Annotated in this window: 16 protein-coding genes and 1 tRNA gene; 4 read left to right on the plus strand and 13 right to left on the minus strand. The window is 60.9% G+C overall.

Annotated elements, in window-relative coordinates:
* Nucleotides 1–73 precede the first annotated feature (73 nt).
* From HYE77_RS02730 to dibA, 3 genes are all read right to left on the minus strand, one after another.
* Entirely contained in the window at nucleotides 74–1,084 is a 1,011-nt protein-coding gene (locus HYE77_RS02730) for a sulfate ABC transporter substrate-binding protein (RefSeq protein ID WP_003218143.1), read from the minus strand.
* A gap of 76 nt (nucleotides 1,085–1,160) precedes the next feature.
* Nucleotides 1,161–1,343, minus strand: a complete 183-nt coding sequence (gene oscA, locus HYE77_RS02735) for a sulfur starvation response protein OscA (RefSeq protein WP_003170956.1) — start codon at nucleotides 1,341–1,343, stop codon at nucleotides 1,161–1,163.
* A gap of 322 nt (nucleotides 1,344–1,665) precedes the next feature.
* Nucleotides 1,666–3,576, minus strand: coding sequence for a phosphodiesterase DibA (gene dibA / locus HYE77_RS02740; RefSeq protein WP_177040712.1), 1,911 nt, complete (start codon nucleotides 3,574–3,576; stop codon nucleotides 1,666–1,668).
* 166 nt (nucleotides 3,577–3,742) lie between these two features.
* On the opposite strand from dibA, the gene desA reads away from it, so the two are divergent.
* Both desA and HYE77_RS02750 read left to right on the plus strand, forming a co-directional pair.
* Nucleotides 3,743–4,927 (plus strand): delta-9 fatty acid desaturase DesA, encoded by a 1,185-nt coding sequence (gene desA, locus HYE77_RS02745; RefSeq protein WP_087693634.1) that lies wholly within the window; start codon nucleotides 3,743–3,745, stop codon nucleotides 4,925–4,927.
* Nucleotides 4,928–5,351: 424 nt separating this feature from the next.
* Nucleotides 5,352–6,350 (plus strand): sensor domain-containing diguanylate cyclase, encoded by a 999-nt coding sequence (locus tag HYE77_RS02750; RefSeq protein WP_003218149.1) that lies wholly within the window; start codon nucleotides 5,352–5,354, stop codon nucleotides 6,348–6,350.
* 120 nt (nucleotides 6,351–6,470) lie between these two features.
* Here the strand turns inward: HYE77_RS02750 and HYE77_RS02755 are convergent, their stop codons facing one another.
* The 3 genes from HYE77_RS02755 to gabD all read right to left on the minus strand — a co-directional run bounded on the left by HYE77_RS02755 (nucleotide 6,471) and on the right by gabD (nucleotide 10,718).
* Nucleotides 6,471–7,679, minus strand: coding sequence for an HDOD domain-containing protein (locus HYE77_RS02755; protein WP_003218151.1), 1,209 nt, complete (start codon nucleotides 7,677–7,679; stop codon nucleotides 6,471–6,473).
* 137 nt (nucleotides 7,680–7,816) lie between these two features.
* On the minus strand, nucleotides 7,817–9,094 hold the full coding sequence (gene gabT / locus HYE77_RS02760) for a 4-aminobutyrate--2-oxoglutarate transaminase (RefSeq protein WP_003218153.1): 1,278 nt from the start codon (nucleotides 9,092–9,094) through the stop codon (nucleotides 7,817–7,819).
* Nucleotides 9,095–9,275: 181 nt separating this feature from the next.
* Entirely contained in the window at nucleotides 9,276–10,718 is a 1,443-nt protein-coding gene (gene gabD / locus HYE77_RS02765) for an NADP-dependent succinate-semialdehyde dehydrogenase (protein WP_003218155.1), read from the minus strand.
* A gap of 395 nt (nucleotides 10,719–11,113) precedes the next feature.
* Here gabD and HYE77_RS02770 point away from each other — a divergent pair.
* A tRNA-Arg gene (locus HYE77_RS02770) sits at nucleotides 11,114–11,190 on the plus strand.
* A 57-nt stretch (nucleotides 11,191–11,247) separates the two neighbouring features.
* On the opposite strand, the gene HYE77_RS02775 is transcribed toward HYE77_RS02770, so the two are convergent.
* The 6 genes from HYE77_RS02775 to HYE77_RS02800 form a co-directional block, all read right to left on the minus strand.
* A complete protein-coding gene (locus HYE77_RS02775) occupies nucleotides 11,248–11,847 on the minus strand; it encodes a hypothetical protein (protein ID WP_177068371.1) in 600 nt (199 codons plus the stop codon).
* Nucleotides 11,844–12,404, minus strand: a complete 561-nt coding sequence (locus tag HYE77_RS02780; protein ID WP_003218160.1) for an RNA polymerase sigma factor — start codon at nucleotides 12,402–12,404, stop codon at nucleotides 11,844–11,846. The genes HYE77_RS02775 and HYE77_RS02780 overlap by 4 nt, the downstream gene beginning before the upstream one ends.
* Before the next feature lie 26 nt (nucleotides 12,405–12,430).
* Nucleotides 12,431–14,092, minus strand: coding sequence for a VWA domain-containing protein (locus HYE77_RS02785; protein WP_177068372.1), 1,662 nt, complete (start codon nucleotides 14,090–14,092; stop codon nucleotides 12,431–12,433).
* A gap of 74 nt (nucleotides 14,093–14,166) precedes the next feature.
* Nucleotides 14,167–14,760 carry a hypothetical protein gene (locus HYE77_RS02790; RefSeq protein WP_177068373.1) on the minus strand — a complete coding sequence of 198 codons (594 nt, stop codon included), beginning with the start codon at nucleotides 14,758–14,760 and terminating at the stop codon, nucleotides 14,167–14,169.
* Nucleotides 14,761–14,848: 88 nt separating this feature from the next.
* Nucleotides 14,849–17,437, minus strand: a complete 2,589-nt coding sequence (locus tag HYE77_RS02795) for an autotransporter domain-containing protein (RefSeq protein WP_177068374.1) — start codon at nucleotides 17,435–17,437, stop codon at nucleotides 14,849–14,851.
* Nucleotides 17,438–17,786: 349 nt separating this feature from the next.
* Complete coding sequence (locus tag HYE77_RS02800) at nucleotides 17,787–18,479, minus strand: hypothetical protein (RefSeq protein ID WP_003218168.1); 693 nt, start codon at nucleotides 18,477–18,479, stop codon at nucleotides 17,787–17,789.
* A 389-nt stretch (nucleotides 18,480–18,868) separates the two neighbouring features.
* On the opposite strand from HYE77_RS02800, the gene HYE77_RS02805 reads away from it, so the two are divergent.
* Nucleotides 18,869–19,123 carry a hypothetical protein gene (locus tag HYE77_RS02805; protein WP_043226297.1) on the plus strand — a complete coding sequence of 85 codons (255 nt, stop codon included), beginning with the start codon at nucleotides 18,869–18,871 and terminating at the stop codon, nucleotides 19,121–19,123.
* Between the two features lie 146 nt (nucleotides 19,124–19,269).
* Here HYE77_RS02805 and HYE77_RS02810 read toward each other — a convergent pair whose 3' ends face one another.
* Nucleotides 19,270–19,806, minus strand: a complete 537-nt coding sequence (locus HYE77_RS02810) for a hypothetical protein (RefSeq protein WP_003218170.1) — start codon at nucleotides 19,804–19,806, stop codon at nucleotides 19,270–19,272.
* Nucleotides 19,807–19,948: the final 142 nt, after the last annotated feature.

Consider the following 19,948-nt stretch of genomic DNA (forward strand, 5'->3'; position numbering starts at 1 on the left):
GTTACACCGAGGTGATGCTATCGCGGGCAAGCCCGGCTCCCACAGAAAGCTGGCTCCTACAGTTTGATTTTGCTTACTGCGCCGAGTAGATCTGGTCGAACACGCCACCGTCATTGAAGAATTTCGGTTGGGCAGTTTTCCAGCCGCCGAAGTCTTTGTCGATAGTCACCAGGTCCAGTTTCGGGAACTGCTGGGCGTATTTGGCGGCGACTTTCTCATCGCGTGGGCGGTAGAAGTTCTTCGCCGCAATCTCCTGGCCAGCCGGGCTGTACAGGTGCTTGAGGTACTCGGTGGCGATCTCGGTATTGCCCTTTTTCTCGGCGTTCTTGTCGACCACGGCCACTGGCGGCTCGGCGAGGATCGACAGCGAAGGTACAACGATGTCGAACTTGTCGGCGCCGCCGTCTTCCTTCAGGGCCAGGAAGGCTTCGTTTTCCCAGGCCAGCAACACGTCACCCTGACCGTTGTTGACGAAGGTGATGGTCGAACCGCGCGCGCCGGTGTCGAGGATCGGCACGTGCTTGAACAGCTCTTTCACGTATTCCTGGGCCTTGGCTTCGCTGCCACCGGCTTTCAGGCCGTAGGCCCAGGCGGCTAGGAAGTTCCAGCGGGCGCCGCCGGAGGTTTTCGGGTTCGGGGTGATCACCGACACGTCTTTCTTGATCAGGTCGCCCCAATCCTTGATGCCTTTAGGGTTGCCCTTGCGTACCAGGAACACGATGGTCGAGGTGTACGGGGTGCTGGCGTCCGGCAGGCGGGTTTGCCAGTTTTCCGGCAGGGTCTTGCCCAGTTTTGCGATTTCGTCGATGTCGCCGGCCAGGGCCAGGGTCACGACGTCGGCGCGCAGGCCGTCGATTACCGCGCGGCCCTGCTTGCCCGAACCACCGTGGGATTGCTGGATCTTGACGTTGTCACCCGGGTGCGACTGCTTCCAGAAGCTGGTGAATTCAGCGTTGTAGTCCTGGTAGAGCTCGCGGGTGGGGTCGTAAGACACGTTGAGCAGTTCGTAATCCTTGGCAACAGCGGAACCGGCAAACACGGCACTGGCCAGTGCTGCCAGGGCATAACGGCGAATCGACGACATAGAAGGCTCCTGAAATTCTTGGGTGTTGGCTTTTTTCTTATAGTTGCGGGTCTTGCAATCGAATCGCCGGTGTTGCTCAGCTCGGTTTGTTGCCCGGGTTCTGCAAACGGAATTTCTCTTTGCGTTCGATTTGTACTACCTGGGCGTTGTGCACAGTGATTTCCACCGCGCCAAACCGCAGATCGCGCAGGGCGCTCTGGATCTCGCGCAAAATGGCTGCTTCGTCCTGGCCGTCAACGCTACGTAGAGATGCGCTCATGGTCGTGCTCCTGAAATGAGAAGTGCCTCGCAGTGGCGGCACTGCTTGCGGCGTGAGGGCGATAGTAGATAAGCGCGGATATTCTTAAAAATACTATTTAAGAATGTTTATATAACCAGAAAGAATTTTCTGATGGGACGAGGGGTTGCGAGGGGTTTGGCGGGACGACCCGTGAAATAAAGCCGTGTGGAGATCCAAATGTGGGAGCGGGCTTGCTCGCGAAGGCGGTGGGTCAGTGACAGATTTGCTGACTGACCCACCGCCTTCGCGAGCAAGCCCGCTCCCACATTTTGGCCCTGTTTGAAATCAGGACAGGCGGTGGTTAACGAATGGTCGGCGCCCTCGCCCAATCCAGCTCACTGGCCGGCATCGGCCGACCAAACCAGTACCCCTGGCCCAGGTCACAGCGCTGTTCCAATAGAAACCGCGCCTGCTCAACCTGCTCGATACCTTCGGCATGCACCTGCATGCCCATGCTCTGCGCCAACGCGATCACTACCCGCACGATCGCCGCATCGTCCTCATCCCATGGCAACCCGGCGACAAAACCCTGGTCGATCTTGAGCTTCTGCACCGGCAAGCGCTTGAGCCGCAGCAGCGATGAATAACCGGTGCCAAAGTCGTCGATGGCCAGGCGCAAGCCGAGCTCACGCAGGCGATGCATTTGCTCAAGGGCGACTTCCGGGTCTTCCATCACCGCGCTTTCGGTGACTTCCAGCTCTAAAAGCGCCGGATCCAGCCCCGTGTCGTGCAGCACCTTGGCTACTTGCTCATACAGCTCACGCCGGGCAAACAGGCGGCTGGACACATTCACCGCGAGAAACGTCAACGGTGCACCGTCTGCCAGCCACTGGCACATCTGGCGACAGGCCTGGTCCATGACCCAGGCGTCGATGTCGGCAATCAGCCCGGTGCGCTCGGCAATCGGGATGAATTCCCCCGGCGGCACCAGCCCGCGCTCCGGGTGCTGCCAGCGCACCAGGGCTTCGACGCCGATCATTCGGCTGTCTTGCAGGTCGTGCACTGGCTGGTAGTAAACCCGCAGCTCCTGCTGATCCAGGGCGCGGCGCAGTTCACCGGCCATTTCCACGCGGTGCTGGGCGTGGGCGGTAAGCTCTTCGGTGTACAAGGCGTAGCCTTCGCGGCCGGCGCTCTTGGCCTTGAACAACGCGGAGTCGGCGTTGCGCAGCAGTTGCTCGGCGCTCAGCGCGTCGCTGGGGAACAGGCTGATCCCGATGCTCACGCTGATAAACAGTTGATGGCCGTCGAAGATGACCGGTTCTTTCATCGCGTCGAGAATACGTTGCGCCAGGGCGGCGGCCTGGCCCACCTGTGGACAACTTTCCGCCAGCACCGCGAACTCGTCACCGCCCAGGCGCGCCAGGGTCACGCCGGGGCCGAACAGGCCTTGCAGGCGCTCGCCGACGGCCTTGAGCAACTGGTCGCCGACGTTATGGCCGAGGCTGTCGTTGATGATCTTGAAATGGTCGAGGTCGAGCAGCAGCAAGGCGCAGCCACGTTTATGGATCTGCGCGGAGGCCAGGGCCTGTTCGGCACGGTCGGTGAACAGCAGGCGGTTGGGCAGGTCGGTCAGCGGGTCGTGATGGGCCAGGTGCGCCAACTCGCTCTCGGAGTGCTTGATGGCGCTGATATCGGAGAACACCGCGACGTAGTGGCTGATATGGCCCTGCTCATCACGGATCACCCGGATGGTCTGCCACTGTGGGTAGATTTCGCCGCTTTTACGGCGGTTCCAGATTTCACCGCTCCATTCACCGTCACGTTCCAGCGTCTCGAACATCGCCTGGTAGAAACTGGCCGAGTGGCGCCCGGACTTGAACAGGCTCGGCTGGTGCCCCAGCACGTCTTCGCACTGGTAGCCGGTGATTTCGATAAAGGCCCGGTTGACGTGAACAATCAGCCCCTGGGCATCGGTGACCAGCACCCCTTCGCGGGTGCAATCGAACACGGCGGCGGCCTGGCGCAGGCGCTCGCGGTTTTCCTTCAGTGGCTGCTGGATCAGGTTCGCCCGGGCAAAGTGTGCGCAGAGCAGGTAGATCGCCAGGGCACTGAGGCTGACCCACAGGTAACCGCGTATCTGAAGCCAGCGGCCCAGCTCCACGGGTTCATCGATAAAGTTGATCAATACCTGATGGCTGAGCTGAATCCACACAATCGAAACCAGCAGGTACATCAGCCCGGCACGCAGGGCACCTCGGTATGAAAACAGCATATGTTCAGTAATCCTTACTAAAAAACCAGATTCGCCCTACAAAGGTTACGGATTATAGAATAAGAAACATCCAGTCACTCCTATCTGAAAGGGCGGCTGGTTTTATCTGTAGGCTTAGTGATAATGCGCAAGCTGGTTTTTTCTTTATCTGAGGGCCATACAGCCTATGTGGTACAACGGTTTTCTTGACTTGTCGGCCTGGCAACTGGTGGCAGTCACTCTGTTGATGACCCACGTGACCATTGTCGGGGTCACGGTCTATCTGCACCGCTATTCAGCCCACCGCTCCCTGGAGCTCAATGCTGGCCTGAAACACTTCTTCCGCTTCTGGCTGTGGCTCACCACGGCGCAGAACACCCGCGAGTGGACCGCTATCCACCGCAAACACCACGCCAAGTGCGAAACCGTCGACGATCCCCACAGCCCGGTGATCAAGGGCCTGTCCACCGTGCTGCGCAAAGGTGCCGAGCTGTATCGCGCCGAAGCCGAGAACCCCGAGACCCTGCGCATCTACGGCAAGAACTGCCCGGAAGACTGGATCGAGCGCAAGCTCTACACCCCGTACCCGCTGCTGGGCGTGGCGATCATGGGCGTGATCGACCTGCTGCTGTTCGGCACCATCGGCATCACCATCTGGGCCATCCAGATGATGTGGATCCCGTTCTGGGCTGCCGGCGTAATCAACGGCCTGGGTCATGCCATCGGCTACCGCAACTTCGAATGCCGCGATGCGGCCACCAACCTGATTCCCTGGGGCATCATCGTGGGTGGCGAAGAGCTGCATAACAACCACCATACCTACCCCAACTCCGCCAAGCTGTCGGTGAAGAAGTGGGAGTTCGACCTGGGCTGGGCCTGGATCAAAGTGTTCAGCTTCCTGCGCCTGGCCAAGGTGCAACGGGTCGCGCCGATCGCCCACCGGGTCGAAGGCAAGGGCAGCCTGGACATGGACACCGCGATGGCAATCCTCAACAACCGCTTCCAGATCATGGCCCAGTACCGCAAGTTGGTGATTGGCCCGCTGGTCAAGCAGGAACTGGAAAAGGTCGATCACTCGGTGCGCCACCAATTCCATCGCGCCAAGCGCCTGTTGTCGCGGGAGACCAGCCTGCTGGATGACCGCCACCATGTGCGCATCCAGAGCATGCTGGAACACAGCCAGGCTTTGAAAGTGATCTACGAGAAGCGCCTGGCGCTGCAACAGATCTGGCTGAAAACCAGCACCAACGGCCACGACATGCTGGCGGCAATCAAGGAATGGGTGCACGAGGCCGAGGCGAGCGGGATTCAATCCCTGCGGGACTTTGCCCATCAGCTGAAGACCTATTCGCTGCGGCCTGCCGCGGCCTGATACGGCTGTAGCGAGCCGATTTTTTGTGGCAGGGGAGCTTCTGTGGCGAGGGAGCTTGCTCCCGCTGGAGTGCGCAGCGCTCCCAAGATTTTGGGGCCGCTACGCAGCCCAGCGGGAGCAAGCTCCCTCGCCACAACAAGCTCCTTCCCCATAGCAGCTCCTTCCCCACAGCAGCTCCTTCCCCACCGCAGCTCCTTCCCGACAGCAGCCCCCTCCCCACCGCAACTCCTTCCCCACAGCAAGCCCCTCCCCCCAACAAACTCGCTCCTACATGTTTCTGGCGCCATTTCTTGGTCGCCTCTAATCGGCGCTGATAACGGAACTTCGCAGCAAATTCCCCCTCTCAATCAACACTTCGCCATCCCGGCGGCCCTTGTTGTGACCGCTGCCCAACCCCGCGGCCTGCCCAGAGAGAGTTGTGCCGATGGTCCACGAAAAGACCTTCACCGACACCCCCGTCCTCGAACACCCACGACCGGCAGCCGCCGCTACGTTGCTGGCCCTGATGCATGCCCAGGGCGAAGTGGAACGGCTGAGTGAACGCGAGCAACTGCTGAGTTCGCTGTTGGTCAGTGTGAATGCCGTGCTCTGGGCAATCGAGTGGGACACTCGCCGCGTGCTGTACGTCAGCCCGGCCTATGAGCGGGTTTTCGGACGTACGGCGGGCATGTTGTTGACCGACTATCGGGAATGGCGCAACAGCATCCACCCCGAAGACCTCGACTACGCCGAGCACAGCCTGGCCCAGGTGCTGCACAGCGGCGCCGTGGAAGACCGCGAGTACCGCATCATCACCGCCGACGGGCAGATCCGCTGGCTCAGCGACAAGTGTTACATCAACCAGCAGGCCGAGCCCGGCCAGCCGGTGATCGTGGTAGGCATAGCCGAAGACATCACTGAAAAGAAGCAGCTGGAGCTCGAGCTGCACCGCCTGGCCACCACCGATGTGCTGACCCGCAGCAGCAACCGCCGGCATTTCTTCGAGTGCGCCCACCACGAGTTTGAACGCGCCTGCCTGCAAGGCACGCCCCTGGCGTTCCTGTTGCTGGACATCGATGACTTCAAGGTGGTGAACGACACCTACGGCCACCTGGAAGGCGATCAGGTGTTGCAGCGTATCGCCGAGAGCGGTCGGGGAGTTCTGCGCCGTGGCGACCTGTTCGGGCGCATTGGCGGCGAAGAATTCGCCGCCATACTGCCCGGTTGTGCCCCGGAGATGGCAATGCAGGTGGCCGAACGCCTGGGGCACGAGATTGCGCAGCTGAGCTTCAGCCACGACGGTGAGAGCTTCGCGGTCACCGTCAGCCAGGGCCTGGCCAGCCTGACCGCCGAGGACGCCAATGTGGACAGCCTGTTTGCCCGCGCTGACGCGGCCATGTACGAGGCCAAGCGCCAGGGCAAAAACCGCGTGCTCCCCGGCTGACGCCACACGATGACCTGTGGGAGCCGGGCTTGCCCGCGATGCAGGCACCTCGGCGTGTTGGTTGTACCGGGATGATGCTATCGCAGGCAAGCCAGCTCCCATACTGGCACGCATCGCCTGCTAGGTTTTGCGCATACGCGTCAATTCCGGCAAACCCACCTTGAGCAAGCGTGCCGTCTTGCCTTTCGCCAATGCCTCGACGCCTTCATGCTCGGTCAGCCGCGCCAGTTGCGCCGCCAGGTTCATCACCAGCGCTTCGCGGGAATACACCCCGCCCTCCAGCGAATAAATCGCCGCGATCAACTGGCGCAACTCCAGCGGCAGGCGCCAGCGTGTGCGCAGTGCCGAACCATAGGCCGCGCCGAAGGTGTAGAGGGACTCGCCAATCGCTTCATCATCCAGTTCGCCACCGCCCAGCAGCCAGTCTTGCAGGCACCGCAGCAAGGCCAGGTCGCCAAGGCGATGGAGGATCCCGGCGCTGTAGCAGCGCTCGTGATCCAGGTCGAGCATGCGCGCCAGGCTGCGGGCGTAGTCGGCGGTACGCTGGGACAGCTGCCAATGACGCTCGGCGTAATCCACAAGGCTCGGGTCGCTCAGTACCACGTTGTGCTTGAGGGCGAGCCCCAGGATCAGGTTCATGCTCTGCCCCGCCGCCAGCTTGTGCAGGGCCATGCCCAGGGTCTGTACCGGCGAACCGTGATGGCCGGCGCTGTTGGCGGCGGCGATCAACACGGCAGTAATCTGAGGGTCCATGCGCACCTGCTCTTCCAGGCGCTTGAGGTCCAGGCCCTCCGGCTCCAGGCTATGTTGCACCGCAGCCTGCACGTCGACCCGCAGCGGCGCGCCGTCGGAGGCTTCCCGGCGGCGCTCCAGAAACACCGGCAAGGTCATGCCCGGCGCCAGGGCCGGGACTTCGCAATACACCGTCTCACCTTCGTTCAGCAGCAAGTCCTGCAGGCGCTGGGTCAGGCTTTCCATGTTCAGGGGTTTGGTCAGGTACGCGGTCGGTGCCAGGGGCAAGGCTTCGCGCACACTGGCGCTGTCGTTGCGGGTACTCAGCAGGATAAACGGCAACAGCGGCGTACGCCGTTGCAGGCGCACGCTGCGCAGCAGGCTCAGGCCATCGACGCCGGGCAGCTCCCAATCGGCAATGATCAGGTCATAGGGTTTGTCACGCAGCAACTCGGTGGCCCGCTGGCCATCGGCACACACATCCAGCCGTGCGTCACAGCGCACATTCAGCAACACCTGCTTGAGCAGATCTCGGGACCAAGGGTCGGCCTCGGCAATCAACACACGGGGTACAGCCGGTAAATCAACAGCAGTCATCCAGCACGCTCCATCGGCAATACCAGCACCTTAGACAAAGGAGCCGCCTGCGTACAATGAACAACGGCTGAATACCGTTCATCGGGCACAAAAAAACCCGCCTAAGCGGGTTTTTTGTCGATCAGGTCAACTTTTGATCACAGCTCGGAGAAGCACTCTTCGATGATCGCCAGGCCTTTGTCCAACTGCTCGTCCGGCGAAGTCAGCGGAACCAACACGCGCAACACGTTGCCGTAGGTGCCGCAGGACAGCAGGATCAAGCCCTTGTCACGCGCCTTGGCCACCACGGAAGCGACAGCAGCGGCGTTCGGCTTATGGCTGTCGCCATCTTCGAACAGCTCGACCGCAATCATCGCGCCCAGGGCACGCACTTCACCGATCACCGGGTACTTGGCCTGGATAGCTTTCAGACCGGTCACCAGGCGCTCGCCCACAGCCTTGCAGCGGTCCAGCAGGTGCTCTTCTTCGAACACTTCCATCACGGCCAGGGCCGCGGCGCAAGCGATCGGGCTGCCAGCGTAGGTGCCGCCCAGGCCACCTGGCGCAATGGCGTCCATGTATTCAGCCTTGCCGCATACACCGGCCAGCGGGAAGCCGCCTGCGATGGATTTGGCGAAGGTGGTCAGGTCGGCAGCAACGCCCATCTGTTCCATGGCGAAGAAAGTACCGGTACGGCCGGCACCGGTTTGCACTTCGTCGGCGATCAGCAGGATGCCGTGCTTGTCGCACAGTTCGCGCAGGCGCTTCATGAAGGATTTAGGCGCGACGTAGAAACCGCCTTCGCCCTGCACCGGCTCGATGATGATGGCAGCGATATCACGCGGCTCGGCATCGTTCTTGAAGATGCGTTCGATGCTGGCGATGGAGTCGTCATCGCTCACACCGTGCAGCTCGTTCGGGAACAGCGCGCGGAACACGCCGCCTGGCATCAGGCCCATGCCGGCCGAGTACGGCACGACTTTGCCGGTGAGGCCCAGGGTCATCATGGTGCGACCGTGGTAGGCGCCGGTGAACGCGATCACGCCGGCACGGCCAGTGGCGGCACGGGCGATCTTCACGGCGTTCTCTACCGCTTCGGAACCGGTGGTGACCAGCAGGGTTTTCTTGGCGAAATCACCCGGCACCTTGGCGTTAACTTTTTCGCACAGCTCAACGTACGGCTCGTAGGCCAGTACCTGGAAGCAGGTGTGAGTCAACTTGTTCAACTGTTCGGTCACGGCGGCGATGATTTTCGGGTGCACGTGGCCGGTGTTCAGCACGGCGATACCGCCGGCGAAGTCGATGAACTCGCGACCTTCAACGTCGGTCACGGTGGCGTTCTTCGCCGACTCGGCGAAGATCGGGTGAATCTGGCCAACACCGCGTGGTACAGCGGCTTCGCGGCGTTTCATCAGGGATGCGTTGGTCTTGCTCATAAAGTCCTCATTCGCCACTCATCGGGTGGCGTGGTCCAAGGAATACGTGGCGGGGAGGCAACTACGGCAGCATGCGATGATCGACTGCCACAGCTTTCCCGGCCACTACGAATAACGGGTGAAACACGCAAAGGGACAGCGCTCTCGTGCCCTTTGCGTTTGCAACAATGCCTTGCCGGGCTTAGATGCCCAGGCAGAGGTATTTGATTTCCAGGTAGTCCTCGATCCCGTACTTGGAGCCTTCACGGCCCAGGCCCGAAGCCTTGATGCCGCCGAACGGCGCCACTTCGTTGGAGATCAACCCGGTGTTGACGCCGACCATGCCGTATTCCAGGGCTTCAGCCACACGGAACACACGGCCCAGGTCGCGGGCATAGAAGTAGGAAGCCAGGCCGAACTCGGTGTCGTTGGACATCGCGATCACTTCGGCTTCGTCTTTGAAGCGGAACAGCGGCGCCAGTGGGCCGAAGGTTTCTTCCTTGGCCACGGCAGCATCTTTCGGCACGTTGACCAGGATGGTCGGCTCGAAGAAGTTGCCTTCCATCACCTTGCCGCCAGCCAACAGGGTCGCGCCTTTGCTCAGGGCGTCAGCGATGTGCTCCTGAACCTTGGCCACGGCCTTCTCGTCGATCAGCGGGCCGGTGGTGGTGCCCTCTTCCAGACCATTGCCGATCTTCAGCTTGGCCACCGCCACTTTCAGTTTCTCGGCGAACGCGTCGTACACCGAATCCTGGATGTACAGGCGGTTGGCGCAGACGCAGGTCTGGCCGTTGTTGCGGTACTTGGAAATGATCGCGCCTTCGACGGCCTTATCCAGGTCTGCGTCGTCGAACACGATGAACGGCGCGTTGCCGCCCAGTTCCAGGGAAACCTTCTTGATGTCCTTGGCGCATTCGGCCATCAGCTGGCGACCGATTTCGGTGGAGCCGGTGAAGGACAACTTACGCACGATCGGGTTGCTGGTCAGCTCGCTGCCGATATCGCCGGCGCTGCCGGAGACCACGCTGAACACACCTTTCGGAATCCCGGCACGCTGGGCCAGTTCAGCCAGGGCGAACGCGGAGAACGGGGTTTGCGACGCAGGCTTGAGCACCATGGTGCAACCGGCAGCCAGGGCCGGGCCGGCTTTACGGGTGATCATCGCGGCCGGGAAGTTCCACGGCGTGATGGCAGCGGTAACGCCGATTGGTTGCTTGATCACGATCAGGCGCTTGTCCGGCTGGTGGCCGGGAATCACATCACCGTAGACGCGCTTGGCTTCTTCGGCGAACCACTCGATGAACGAAGCGGCGTAAACGATTTCGCCCTTGGCTTCGGCCAGCGGCTTGCCTTGTTCCAGGGTCATCAGGCGAGCCAGGTCATCCTGGTTCTCGATGATCAGCTCGAACCAGCGGCGCAGCTTGTTGGCGCGGTCCTTGGCGGTGAGTGCACGCCAGGCCGGCAGGGCCTTGTCAGCTGCTTCAATGGCGCGACGGGTTTCGGCGGCGCCCATTTTTGGCACGGTACCGAGGATTTCGCCGGTAGCGGGGTTGTTGACCTTGATCGTTTGACCGTTGTCCGCATCGACCCAAGCGCCATCAATAAAGGCTTGCTGGCGGAACAACTGGGTGTCTTTGAGCTGCATGTCGGCTTTCCTTAACAGCACCGCGCACGCGCGGAGCGAATTAGAGTTGTTGAAAGGCGCCTTGAGGGCTGCCGTCAGGGAAATCATTCACTGGGCGCAAGCACGTAAATAGCGCACGAAAGGACAAATGTGCGGTTCAGCACCCAGGCAGGAGCGTTTGAAATCTCAAACGAATCCTAGGATCAATGGGGGTGCAGGGCAATAGTCTGTTCGAAAAAAAGAACGAAAACGGCGCATTTGCTCGATTTTTCTGATCAGCGTGTTTCGGGCGAGTTCCGCCCTATTGCGCCGAGACGCCCGGCACAGGGCGCCAGCGGCGCGTATTCCTACCGGTGGCCGGGCGAAAAGCGGCATGGACGCCCAAGGTCGACATGGGTATGATGTCGCCCGCACAAGCATCCGTAGCTCAGCTGGATAGAGTACTGCCCTCCGAAGGCAGGGGTCGTGGGTTCGAATCCCGCCGGGTGCACCAGATACAGATGAAAAAGCCCCAGGTCGAAAGACCTGGGGCTTTTTTGTGGGCGTCGATTCAGGGTTTCTGCAACGCCTCCAACCGCGCCGGCAAGTCTTCCTTGGGAAAGCGCCTATGCAACTCCAGCAGCTTCTCATCCGCCGCCTTCGCCTCTCCCGCCTGCCGCAACCGCAGGATCTCCTGCAGCCCTTGCTCCAATGGCGGCAGCACAACAGCCGAGCGCTTGCTCATCTTCGCCACCGGCTCATCCGCCAGCGAACCCGCGACTTCTGCCTGCACCTGCGGCGCACTGTCAGCCTGCGGAGCCACGGAGAATCGAGCCATCGGCGCGGCAGCCGGGGCCGGGCGGGCCAGTTCCTGCGGGGCGGCCGCGTAAGTGCCTGTGGATAACTCCGGCTGCGGCACCGGCGAGCGCGTGACCAAACCAATCATCAGGGCCACACCCGCGACGGTGGCAAACGCCATCTGCCAGCGCGGCCGTTGGCAGGCCTGTAACCAACGCTGCCACAGGCCGGGTTGCCGCACCGGTGCTTCACGGTGGGCGGTGGCCAGGATGAAGGCGTCCAGGGAAGCCGGCGGCTCGCCGCTGGTGTGTTGACGGAAATGCTCGATCAGCAGCTCGTCGTTCGAGTCCTGGGTATGTCGGGGGTCAGTCATGCGGGTACCTCCTCGGCCAGCAGTCGGCGCAGTTTCTGCTGGGCGTAACGCAAGCGGCTTTTTACCGTTTCCAGTGGGGCGCCGGTGAGCGCGGCGATTTGTGGCACTTCCAGCTCGCCATGCAGGCGCAGCAGGAACACTTCGCGCTGGTCTTCGGGCAAGTCTTGCAGTGCGCTGTCCAGGCGCGCCTGATCACGGCTCAGGCTCAGCAGTTGCTCAGGCCCGGCGCTGTCGTCGGGCTGGCCGTGAAGCTGCTCATCGTAGCTGTCGTGCAGCGGGTTGTGGATGCCGTGCTTGCGCCAGTGGTCGATCAGGCGGTTGCGGGCAATCTGGAACAGCCAGGTGCGAAAACTCGCCCGGCCCTGTGGCTCGCTGGTGCTGCGGATCAGGCTGAGCCAGGTGTCCTGGAACACTTCCTCGGCCAGTTCGGCCTTGTTGCTCAAGGACACCAGAAAACGGTACAGGCCCTGTCGATGCCGCGCATACAGGGCCTCGAACGCTGCACCGTCGCCGCTGCGGTAGCGGGACAGCAGGGCTTCGTCGCTGGGTGAATCCATCAGGTGGCGCACTCCTTTGAGGTGGATCAGTGTTTGGCCGGGGCCTGGAGGCTCTGGGCCAATTCGACCAGTTGCACAAACTCGCCGCGCAAACCAAAAGGGTCGTCGCCCCGAGCGGAGCGGGCCAGTGCGGCCGTGTCCTTGAAACTCATGCTGCCAGTGTAGCGGCCATCACCCTTGAGTTGCTGGGCGAAGGCGGCCACGGCAGCAGAGAAGCGCAGGTCGTCGCTGGGTTTGCCGCTGTGCTGGTTGCTGATCGGGTGTTCGATCAGTCGGCTATCGCCGCCTTCCGCTGGTTTGTAGCGTACCCGCAACATCGCCAACTCATCAGTTTTACCGTCAGCCTTGGTTGCCGATGCGTAGCGCAGTGGCTCCAGCCAGCCCTGTTCACCCTTCGGGACAATTTCATACAACGCGGTCACCGTGTGCCCGGCACCGATTTCTCCGGCGTCGACCTTGTCGTTGTTGAAATCCTCACGCTTCAGGGCGCGGTTTTCATAGCCGAGCAATCGGTATTCGCTGACCTGCGCCGGATTGAATTCCACTTGCAGCTTCACATCCCGGGCCACCACAGCGAGGGTCGAGCTGAGCTGGTCCACCAGCACTTTGCGGGCTTCGCGCAGGTTGTCGATATAGGCGTAGTTGCCATCACCGGCATCGGCCAGTTGTTCCATCAGGTGTTCGTTGTAGTTATCCACACCGAAGCCGAGGGTGGTCAGGGACACGCCGCTTTTGCGCTGGTCGACCGCCAATTGCTTGAGGCTGTCGAAGTCGCTCACGCCTACGTTGAAGTCACCGTCGGTGGCCAGCAGGATGCGGTTGATGCCTTTGTCGATAAACCCTTCGCGGGCCATTTGGTAGGCCATTTCGATCCCCGACGCGCCTGCGGTGGAGCCACCGGCGGTGAGTTGGTCGATGGCGTTGCGGATTTTGGTTTTGTCCCGGCCCGAGGTGGGCTTGAGCACCACTCGCGATTCGCCGGCGTAGACCACCAGCGAGACGCGGTCCTGGTCGCGCAATTGATCCACCAACAGTTTCAGGGTGCTCTTGACCAGCGGCAGGCCTTCGCGGCGATTCATCGAGCCGGATACGTCCACCAGGAACACCAGGTTAGCCGGAGCCAGGTCCGCCACGGCGTGGTCCGAGGCCTTGATGCCGATGCGCAACAGCCGGCTGTGAGGGTTACACGGCGACGGTGCCACTTCAGTGGTCACGCCAAAGGGCGAGCCGTCGGTGGGCAAGGCGTAGTCATAAGGGAAGTAATTGACCATCTCCTCAAGTCGCACAGCACCTTCGGGCGGCAGGCTGCCTTGATTAAGGAAACGTCGTACGTTGGCATAGCTGCCGGTGTCGACATCGACGCTGAAGGTGGAGACCGGTGTTTCGGCAACGCTGCGGATCGGGTTGTCCGGGAGGTTCTGATATTGCTCCCGAGGCTCGGTCTGGTATTGCATGGCGATCGAGTCGTTCATGACCAATCGCGACGCCATCGGTGCAGGCGCAACCCTCCGCTTGACCATGGCCCCCTGGACGCTGGCGGGCTCACTTTGCACCTCCACGACAGGCGCCGACTCAGCGGGCTTGGCCACGTCACGGGATGAAGAAAGCCCACACCCGGCAAGCGCCACCAGCAGGGTCACGGTGAAGCCTTGGGCGGCAGGGCGCAACAGCAGAAGAGGACGGGACATGGGCTGAACCTCGTGAATGAATGATCCGTTCACAAGGTCAGACGCAAGGGGCTGGCGATTCGGGTTAAAGCAACTTAGAGCGACGGAATATTTCCCGTCGCTGCCACAGTCGCCACCGGGACACGCTCGTTAGGCGCAGTTACGTCATACACATGCTGCTCACAGCCCTTCCCGATAATCACGAATTCCACCAGGTAAACCTTTTGCTTCTCAGGCTTGAAGGTCGAACTCATGGGGCCGCACTCATACACATAGGTTTTGACGAGGCCGACATAGTTGGCGTTGTAGACCCGTGACTCGCCGATCACTTCAAAGGGCTGCCCCGGGTCAGCCTGCACTTCCAACTGCGGGAAGCGTTTGGCGACGGCGCTGTTGCCCACTTCGTTCATCTTGGCGATCCAGCCGAATACCTTGCCACGGCCGGAATCCACCACCGTCCCGAGGATTTCCGGACGCTGATCTGCATCGGAACTACGGCGTACGGAGAACTGCACCGGATAGGTAAAACCGGTTGCCCTCATGATGACCTTGGCGTGTTCGGCGTCCACCTCGACCTTTTTCTGCTGCAACTGGACGCCGTCCGTCAGCAGGCTTGGCGAGGAGTTCCTGGCAGTGGAGTGGCAGCCGGCCAAGACCAGGGCGAGGATTAAGAGTGAGGTCTTTTTCATGGGTTACTTCCTTGAGCACATTTAAAAGTCTGGCTCGGGCTACGTGGGAGAACCGCAGCCCGATGCCGTTTTCTATCGGCCGTAATACTTAAAACGCGTACCGCGCCTTGAGCATGACCCCATCGGCATCAAAACCACTGCGGGCCTGGCGGGTGTAGCTGGCACCCACGGTAAAGTCCGACACCTGGTAGTTCACGCCGACACTGGCTTCATAGCTGTCACGCGCCACCGAAGCGCCGGTGACGGTGAACGCAGAACCGCCGAGCACATAGCTGGAGGTTTGTGCGACGCGATCACCCATCAGGTCGTGATACGCCATCAAGGTTGCTTCCGGCTGCAAGCTACCGGCACCCATGGGCAAGTTGCCCGCCAAGCGCACACCAGCGCCCAGCTCGCCCACTTCATAGCGTTGCGACTGGGTGCTCAGCGCGGCCGAGGAGCCCTTCTCGTCGAAACCGTCCATGCGCACGTTGGCGTAACGCGCTGCCACACGCGGCTCGATCACCACGGCCTGCGACGGCTTGAAGCTGTAGCCGCCGATCACACTGGCAGACAGCACATTGCTGTCGTAACTGCCCTTGGCTGTGGTGCCGGCGATATGGCGTTTGCTGTCGTTGTCGTTATGGCCATAGCTGAGGCTGCCGTCGACGAACCAGTTTTGCAGCGACCAGTTGCCGTACAGCGACAGCGCATGGCCCTCCACATCGGTCTTGTTGCCGAGGTCGGAATGGATGTTGGAGTTAAGGTAGCTGTAAGCCACGCCCAACGTGGTGGTGTCGTTCAAGCGCCCGTCCACACCCACGGCCATGCCGCTGCTGTTGGCCGAGTAGCCGTTGTTGCCGCCACGCCCGTCCTGGTCCATGTTGCTGCTCAGGCCCTGCACCCACACGCCGCCGGTTTGACGGCTTTCGCGCTGGTCGGTGAGGCGGTTGAAGATCGCGCCGTTGACCACGGTCTGGCCCGACAACGCCACGTCCAGGGCGCCGCGATTGACGTCCGGCTTGAGTTGTTCGCTGACCTGAGCAAGCTGCTGTGCTGTGCCGGCGTCAGCCAGGGTTTGGAACACTGGGTCGTTCTGATTGAGTCCGCTCAGTACGTCGTTTTTAAAGGTGTTCACCGCCGTCGCTGACGCAGCGCCGGCGCCCACCGCGGCGAGCTCCTGCTGCACTTGCTGGTTGTCTTTAACCGCCACCACGGCCTTGACCGTTTGCGCGTCGGCCGAGTAGCTCAGCACGCTCAGCAGAGAGGACGAGCTGGCCACAGACAGGCCATTGTCTTGCACGCTGGTGGCTTGCAACAGGGTGTACTGAGTGCCGTTGTTGGTGCTGGCGAAGTCGCCCGGCTTGGCGCTCACGGTCAGCTTCGAAGCCTGGGCGAAATTCGCTGCACCGTTGACGGTCAGGTACGGCGTGGTCGGCACTACGCTGTCGGCCAGGTGCATATCAATACCTGCGCCGCTAGCAACGTTGAGGTTGCCAGTGATCGCAGTACCGGGCGCCGACAGGTTCAGCGAGCCCGAGTTGACCGATACCGGCGCGATGATGCGGCTGCCGGTGAAATCGGCCTGGCCGGCGATATTCACGGCGTTGACGTTGAGCACGTCGCCGATGATCTTGCCGCCCGTCCAGTTCAAGGTGGCCAGGTTTGCCGCGTCGATGGCGATGCCGGCGTTACTGCGGATTTCGCCGGCTTGCTGGTTGATCTCGAACGCCGAGGTCTGGTCCGCGGCATCTACATGAATGGCTGTGCCATCGGCGCTGATCGTGCCGCGGTTAACGATGCCGCGCGCGCCGGTCGCGCTGTTCTGGGCAAAGGTTGCCCCGGCAAACTCGAAGGCATTGGCGTTGGTGCCCGTGGCCTCGACGGTGCCGGTGTTGAGGATGTAGTCGACCTTACCGTTTAGAAACATCACCGTCTTGGCGTCATTGCCGTTGGCAGAAAGCAGGCCGCTGTTTTCGATGCGCAGAGGGTTGGTGTCGGTTTCCACCTCGATGCCCCAGGCGCCCTCGCCCGTCGCCTTGAGCGTGCCGGCGTTGAGGATTTTGCCGCCGACGGTGGTCCCCAGATTGTTCTGGCGGTCGAGGATCAAGCCGATGGCGTAATCACCGTTCATGTCGATCACACCGGTGTTCGAGACGTCGCCGGCGATGGTGGTGCCATGCAGGTAAATGCCTTCGCCGCCATCCACGTAGGAAGGTGAAGCCGGCGGCGTCAGGGGCAGCGTGGAACGGATGGTGCCGGAGTTGATGACACTTCCACCGATGGTCGTCGCGCCGATCTCAAGCCCCTCGTAACCCCCATTTTTCATAAGAATGTTGCCCGCCTGGACCACGTCCCCGGTGACAGTTCCCGGGCTCAGGTTCTGCGGGCCCGACCAGAACAGCGGGTCCAGGGCAATCGCACGGATGGCGGCGCCCTGGGAATCCAGAGTGATGTCGGCACGGTTGATCAACGAACCCTGGATAGTGGTGTTGGCCACACCCAGTCCGGCAGGGTTGGTGGTGGTCGGCACCACTACTTCGGAGAACGTCCCGTTGATAATCAATGACTCATTAAAGGTCTCGCCGACCCAAATGTTCTTGCCCTGCCCCAGGTCGAATTCCACCGCCAGCGCTTGCGTACTGATTGCGCCGACCATGAGTGCCAACAGGCTTTTCTGGAACTGCTTACGCTTCATTTCAAACTCCATGAACTACATTAAAAGCCGCCAATAGGCCCGGCGGCAGTAGGTGTGCTAAGCGAGGGATCAATTGATCCGAATGCATTCCCCCAGGGTGCCTTCCTGAAACGCAGGCGCGCGCCTGTGCACCACAGCGGGCGGTGACAGAAAAGAGGCTTGGGGGGCGAGGTTCACATTAATCCTTAATGTCATTTGAAAACGCTGCAGTCCATGCAGCCCGACCGGTTGCGGGTGGGCGGGGTAAAGACACTGGGATATACAAAATGTTCAAGGTGCTCGGCGGGTTCTATCAAACTGCTCGCGTCAGGATCAGCCACCGCAAGTCACGCGGAGACCTCTCGCTGGTCTACTTGAGCTCCTTCACCAGATAACTCCCGGAGATCTGCGTGATACCCGTCAACGCGCGGCGCAACGCCTCAGGATCAGTGCGATAAGTGAGCGGCGTGTAGCCGTAGACATTCTGGCCATTGAACGGCGTGATCGACTCCACCGTGCGCCAGAGCATCTCGTCGCCACGGTCCATGCGCGCCACCACGGTGAGCGTCGGGTAGACCACGCTGCTGAAACCCTGGGTCAGGCGAAAGCCCCACTCGCCTACCGTCAGTTGAATCTGCGCATCGGCCGGCTCGTCGTCACCCACCACCTTGAGCGATGACGTCTTACCCAAGGCATCGATGAAGGCCTGCTTGAGCAACACACCCAAGTCGATATTTTCGGCGTCCATCACCGTGAGGATCGCCGCCGGCGTCGACATCTCGGCCAGTTGCCCCGCCTTCATTCCGGCGGCAAACCCCGCGCCGCTCAAGGCCGCCGTGCCCAACTTGGACGCGCCGCTGGCCATGCCGACGCCCGCGCCAAGCCCGGCGCCCAGGGCCGCACCCCAGGCTTGTTCACGGCCCATGTAGACCATGTTCTTTTCCCACTTTACGGGCAGCACTTTGACCGTCTTGACCTGCGCACGATGCTCGGGCGTGAGGGGCTGGCTGACGCAGCCGCCGAGGATGAGGGTGGAGAGGAGAACCAGGAGAAGGTTTTTCACATCAGTCCTTTAATGTTGGTGGTGGGTGGATGCGTTTAATCATCGCCAGGGTGTCGGCAATGGGGGTGAAGACATGAGGCATTGGGAGTGGGCCAGTACTTTGCTGCCTTGCGTGGGTTTGGGTGCGGGCTTATAGTCCGGGCCGTCGCCCACATGGCGATTCAGGTTTGGCGACCTGACGGTAGAGAATGCGTAAGCTGGTGGCTTTTTGCAGCCACTTGCTCGCCTGCAAAGTCGTTCTATGACGGCTGTGCGCGGGAGACCTTAGGGTCTGCCGGTTTTCTCTACTGCCGGTTCGCCAACCTGCGTACAGCTGTCACCCATACGTTTGGCGACGTTTGAGTGATTGCCTAAATCACTTAAGTAGAGAGTCAAAGATGAACCAATATATGCCCCTAACGGGCCACGACTGCACCGTCCCCGCCCTGCTTATCGACACCCATGCACCCCTCGACGTCCTCCACGACGCCGCCGTGTACCGGATTCGCGCCGTCACCCAACTGCTGGAAAACCTGGCCTTCCGCGACCAACTCAGCAGCGATGCTGTGGTGCTTCAAGACTTCGCCCAATTGCTGGCGATTCCGCTGCGAGATGGGTGTGATTTGCTGGATGTCATCAGTCGCCGGCTTAACAGCGTCAACTGACCGTAACAGGGCGGCTGACGAGTTGCCTTGTTAGACGATGAGGCAGTGATAGGGGCAGATCACACCTGTGGTCCGCCTCTCTGTACCCCGGCTATTGCGCTACACGCCAAGCGTGAATAACTGCCAACTCAAACCGATGAACACACCTATTTTTTTGCGCATCTACTCGACGGCACTTCTGCGACAGCGCCAGGCGCCTCTACGTCGGAGAGCAGCCGAATTACCCCACCGCATTGCCCGCCTTGCCTCTGAAGGTATGCCTCATAGTCTTTACCCGCCTCAGGAACAAACACGCGGGGATCCGGCACACAAAACGCCTCGCCGGTAAGCATTTTCATCACGACTACAGACGGTAGACCCGCGGGTATAACAAACTCCGCGTAAGACTCGCCGTAGCTCAGGTGATCACTTCTCCAGGAAGCAGGCATTCCGACACTTCGTTTGGTGTGTTGCCCCAAGGTGGAATTGACCTTATCCGCAACGGTATAACCGTAGGCATAAAGAGGTTCTTTACTCGAAGCGCAGTCTTGTCCTGGATTGATGGCAACCGGCAAACCGTTATTACCGAAAAGACGGATGCGTGCGGTGGTTGCCTGATCGTAAGGAATAGGCTTCTCATAGGCAGTGGAGCCGCAGCCGCTCAGGAACAAAGTTGAAAAGAAGGCTAGCAAAAGATTCTTCAAGATAACTCCTAGGCTCATATATCAAGCTGTTATGGGTAATTTATTGAGGGGTGAATAGAGTTCAAAGGGGACGGATTTATTTAATCAACTCATCTGGAGCTTTAAACATTTAAATAAATCCGCCCCCTTTACCTTACCTTTA

It is taken from the genome of Pseudomonas sp. IPO3774 (assembly GCF_013386835.1).
In the GTDB taxonomy this organism is placed as follows: domain Bacteria; phylum Pseudomonadota; class Gammaproteobacteria; order Pseudomonadales; family Pseudomonadaceae; genus Aquipseudomonas.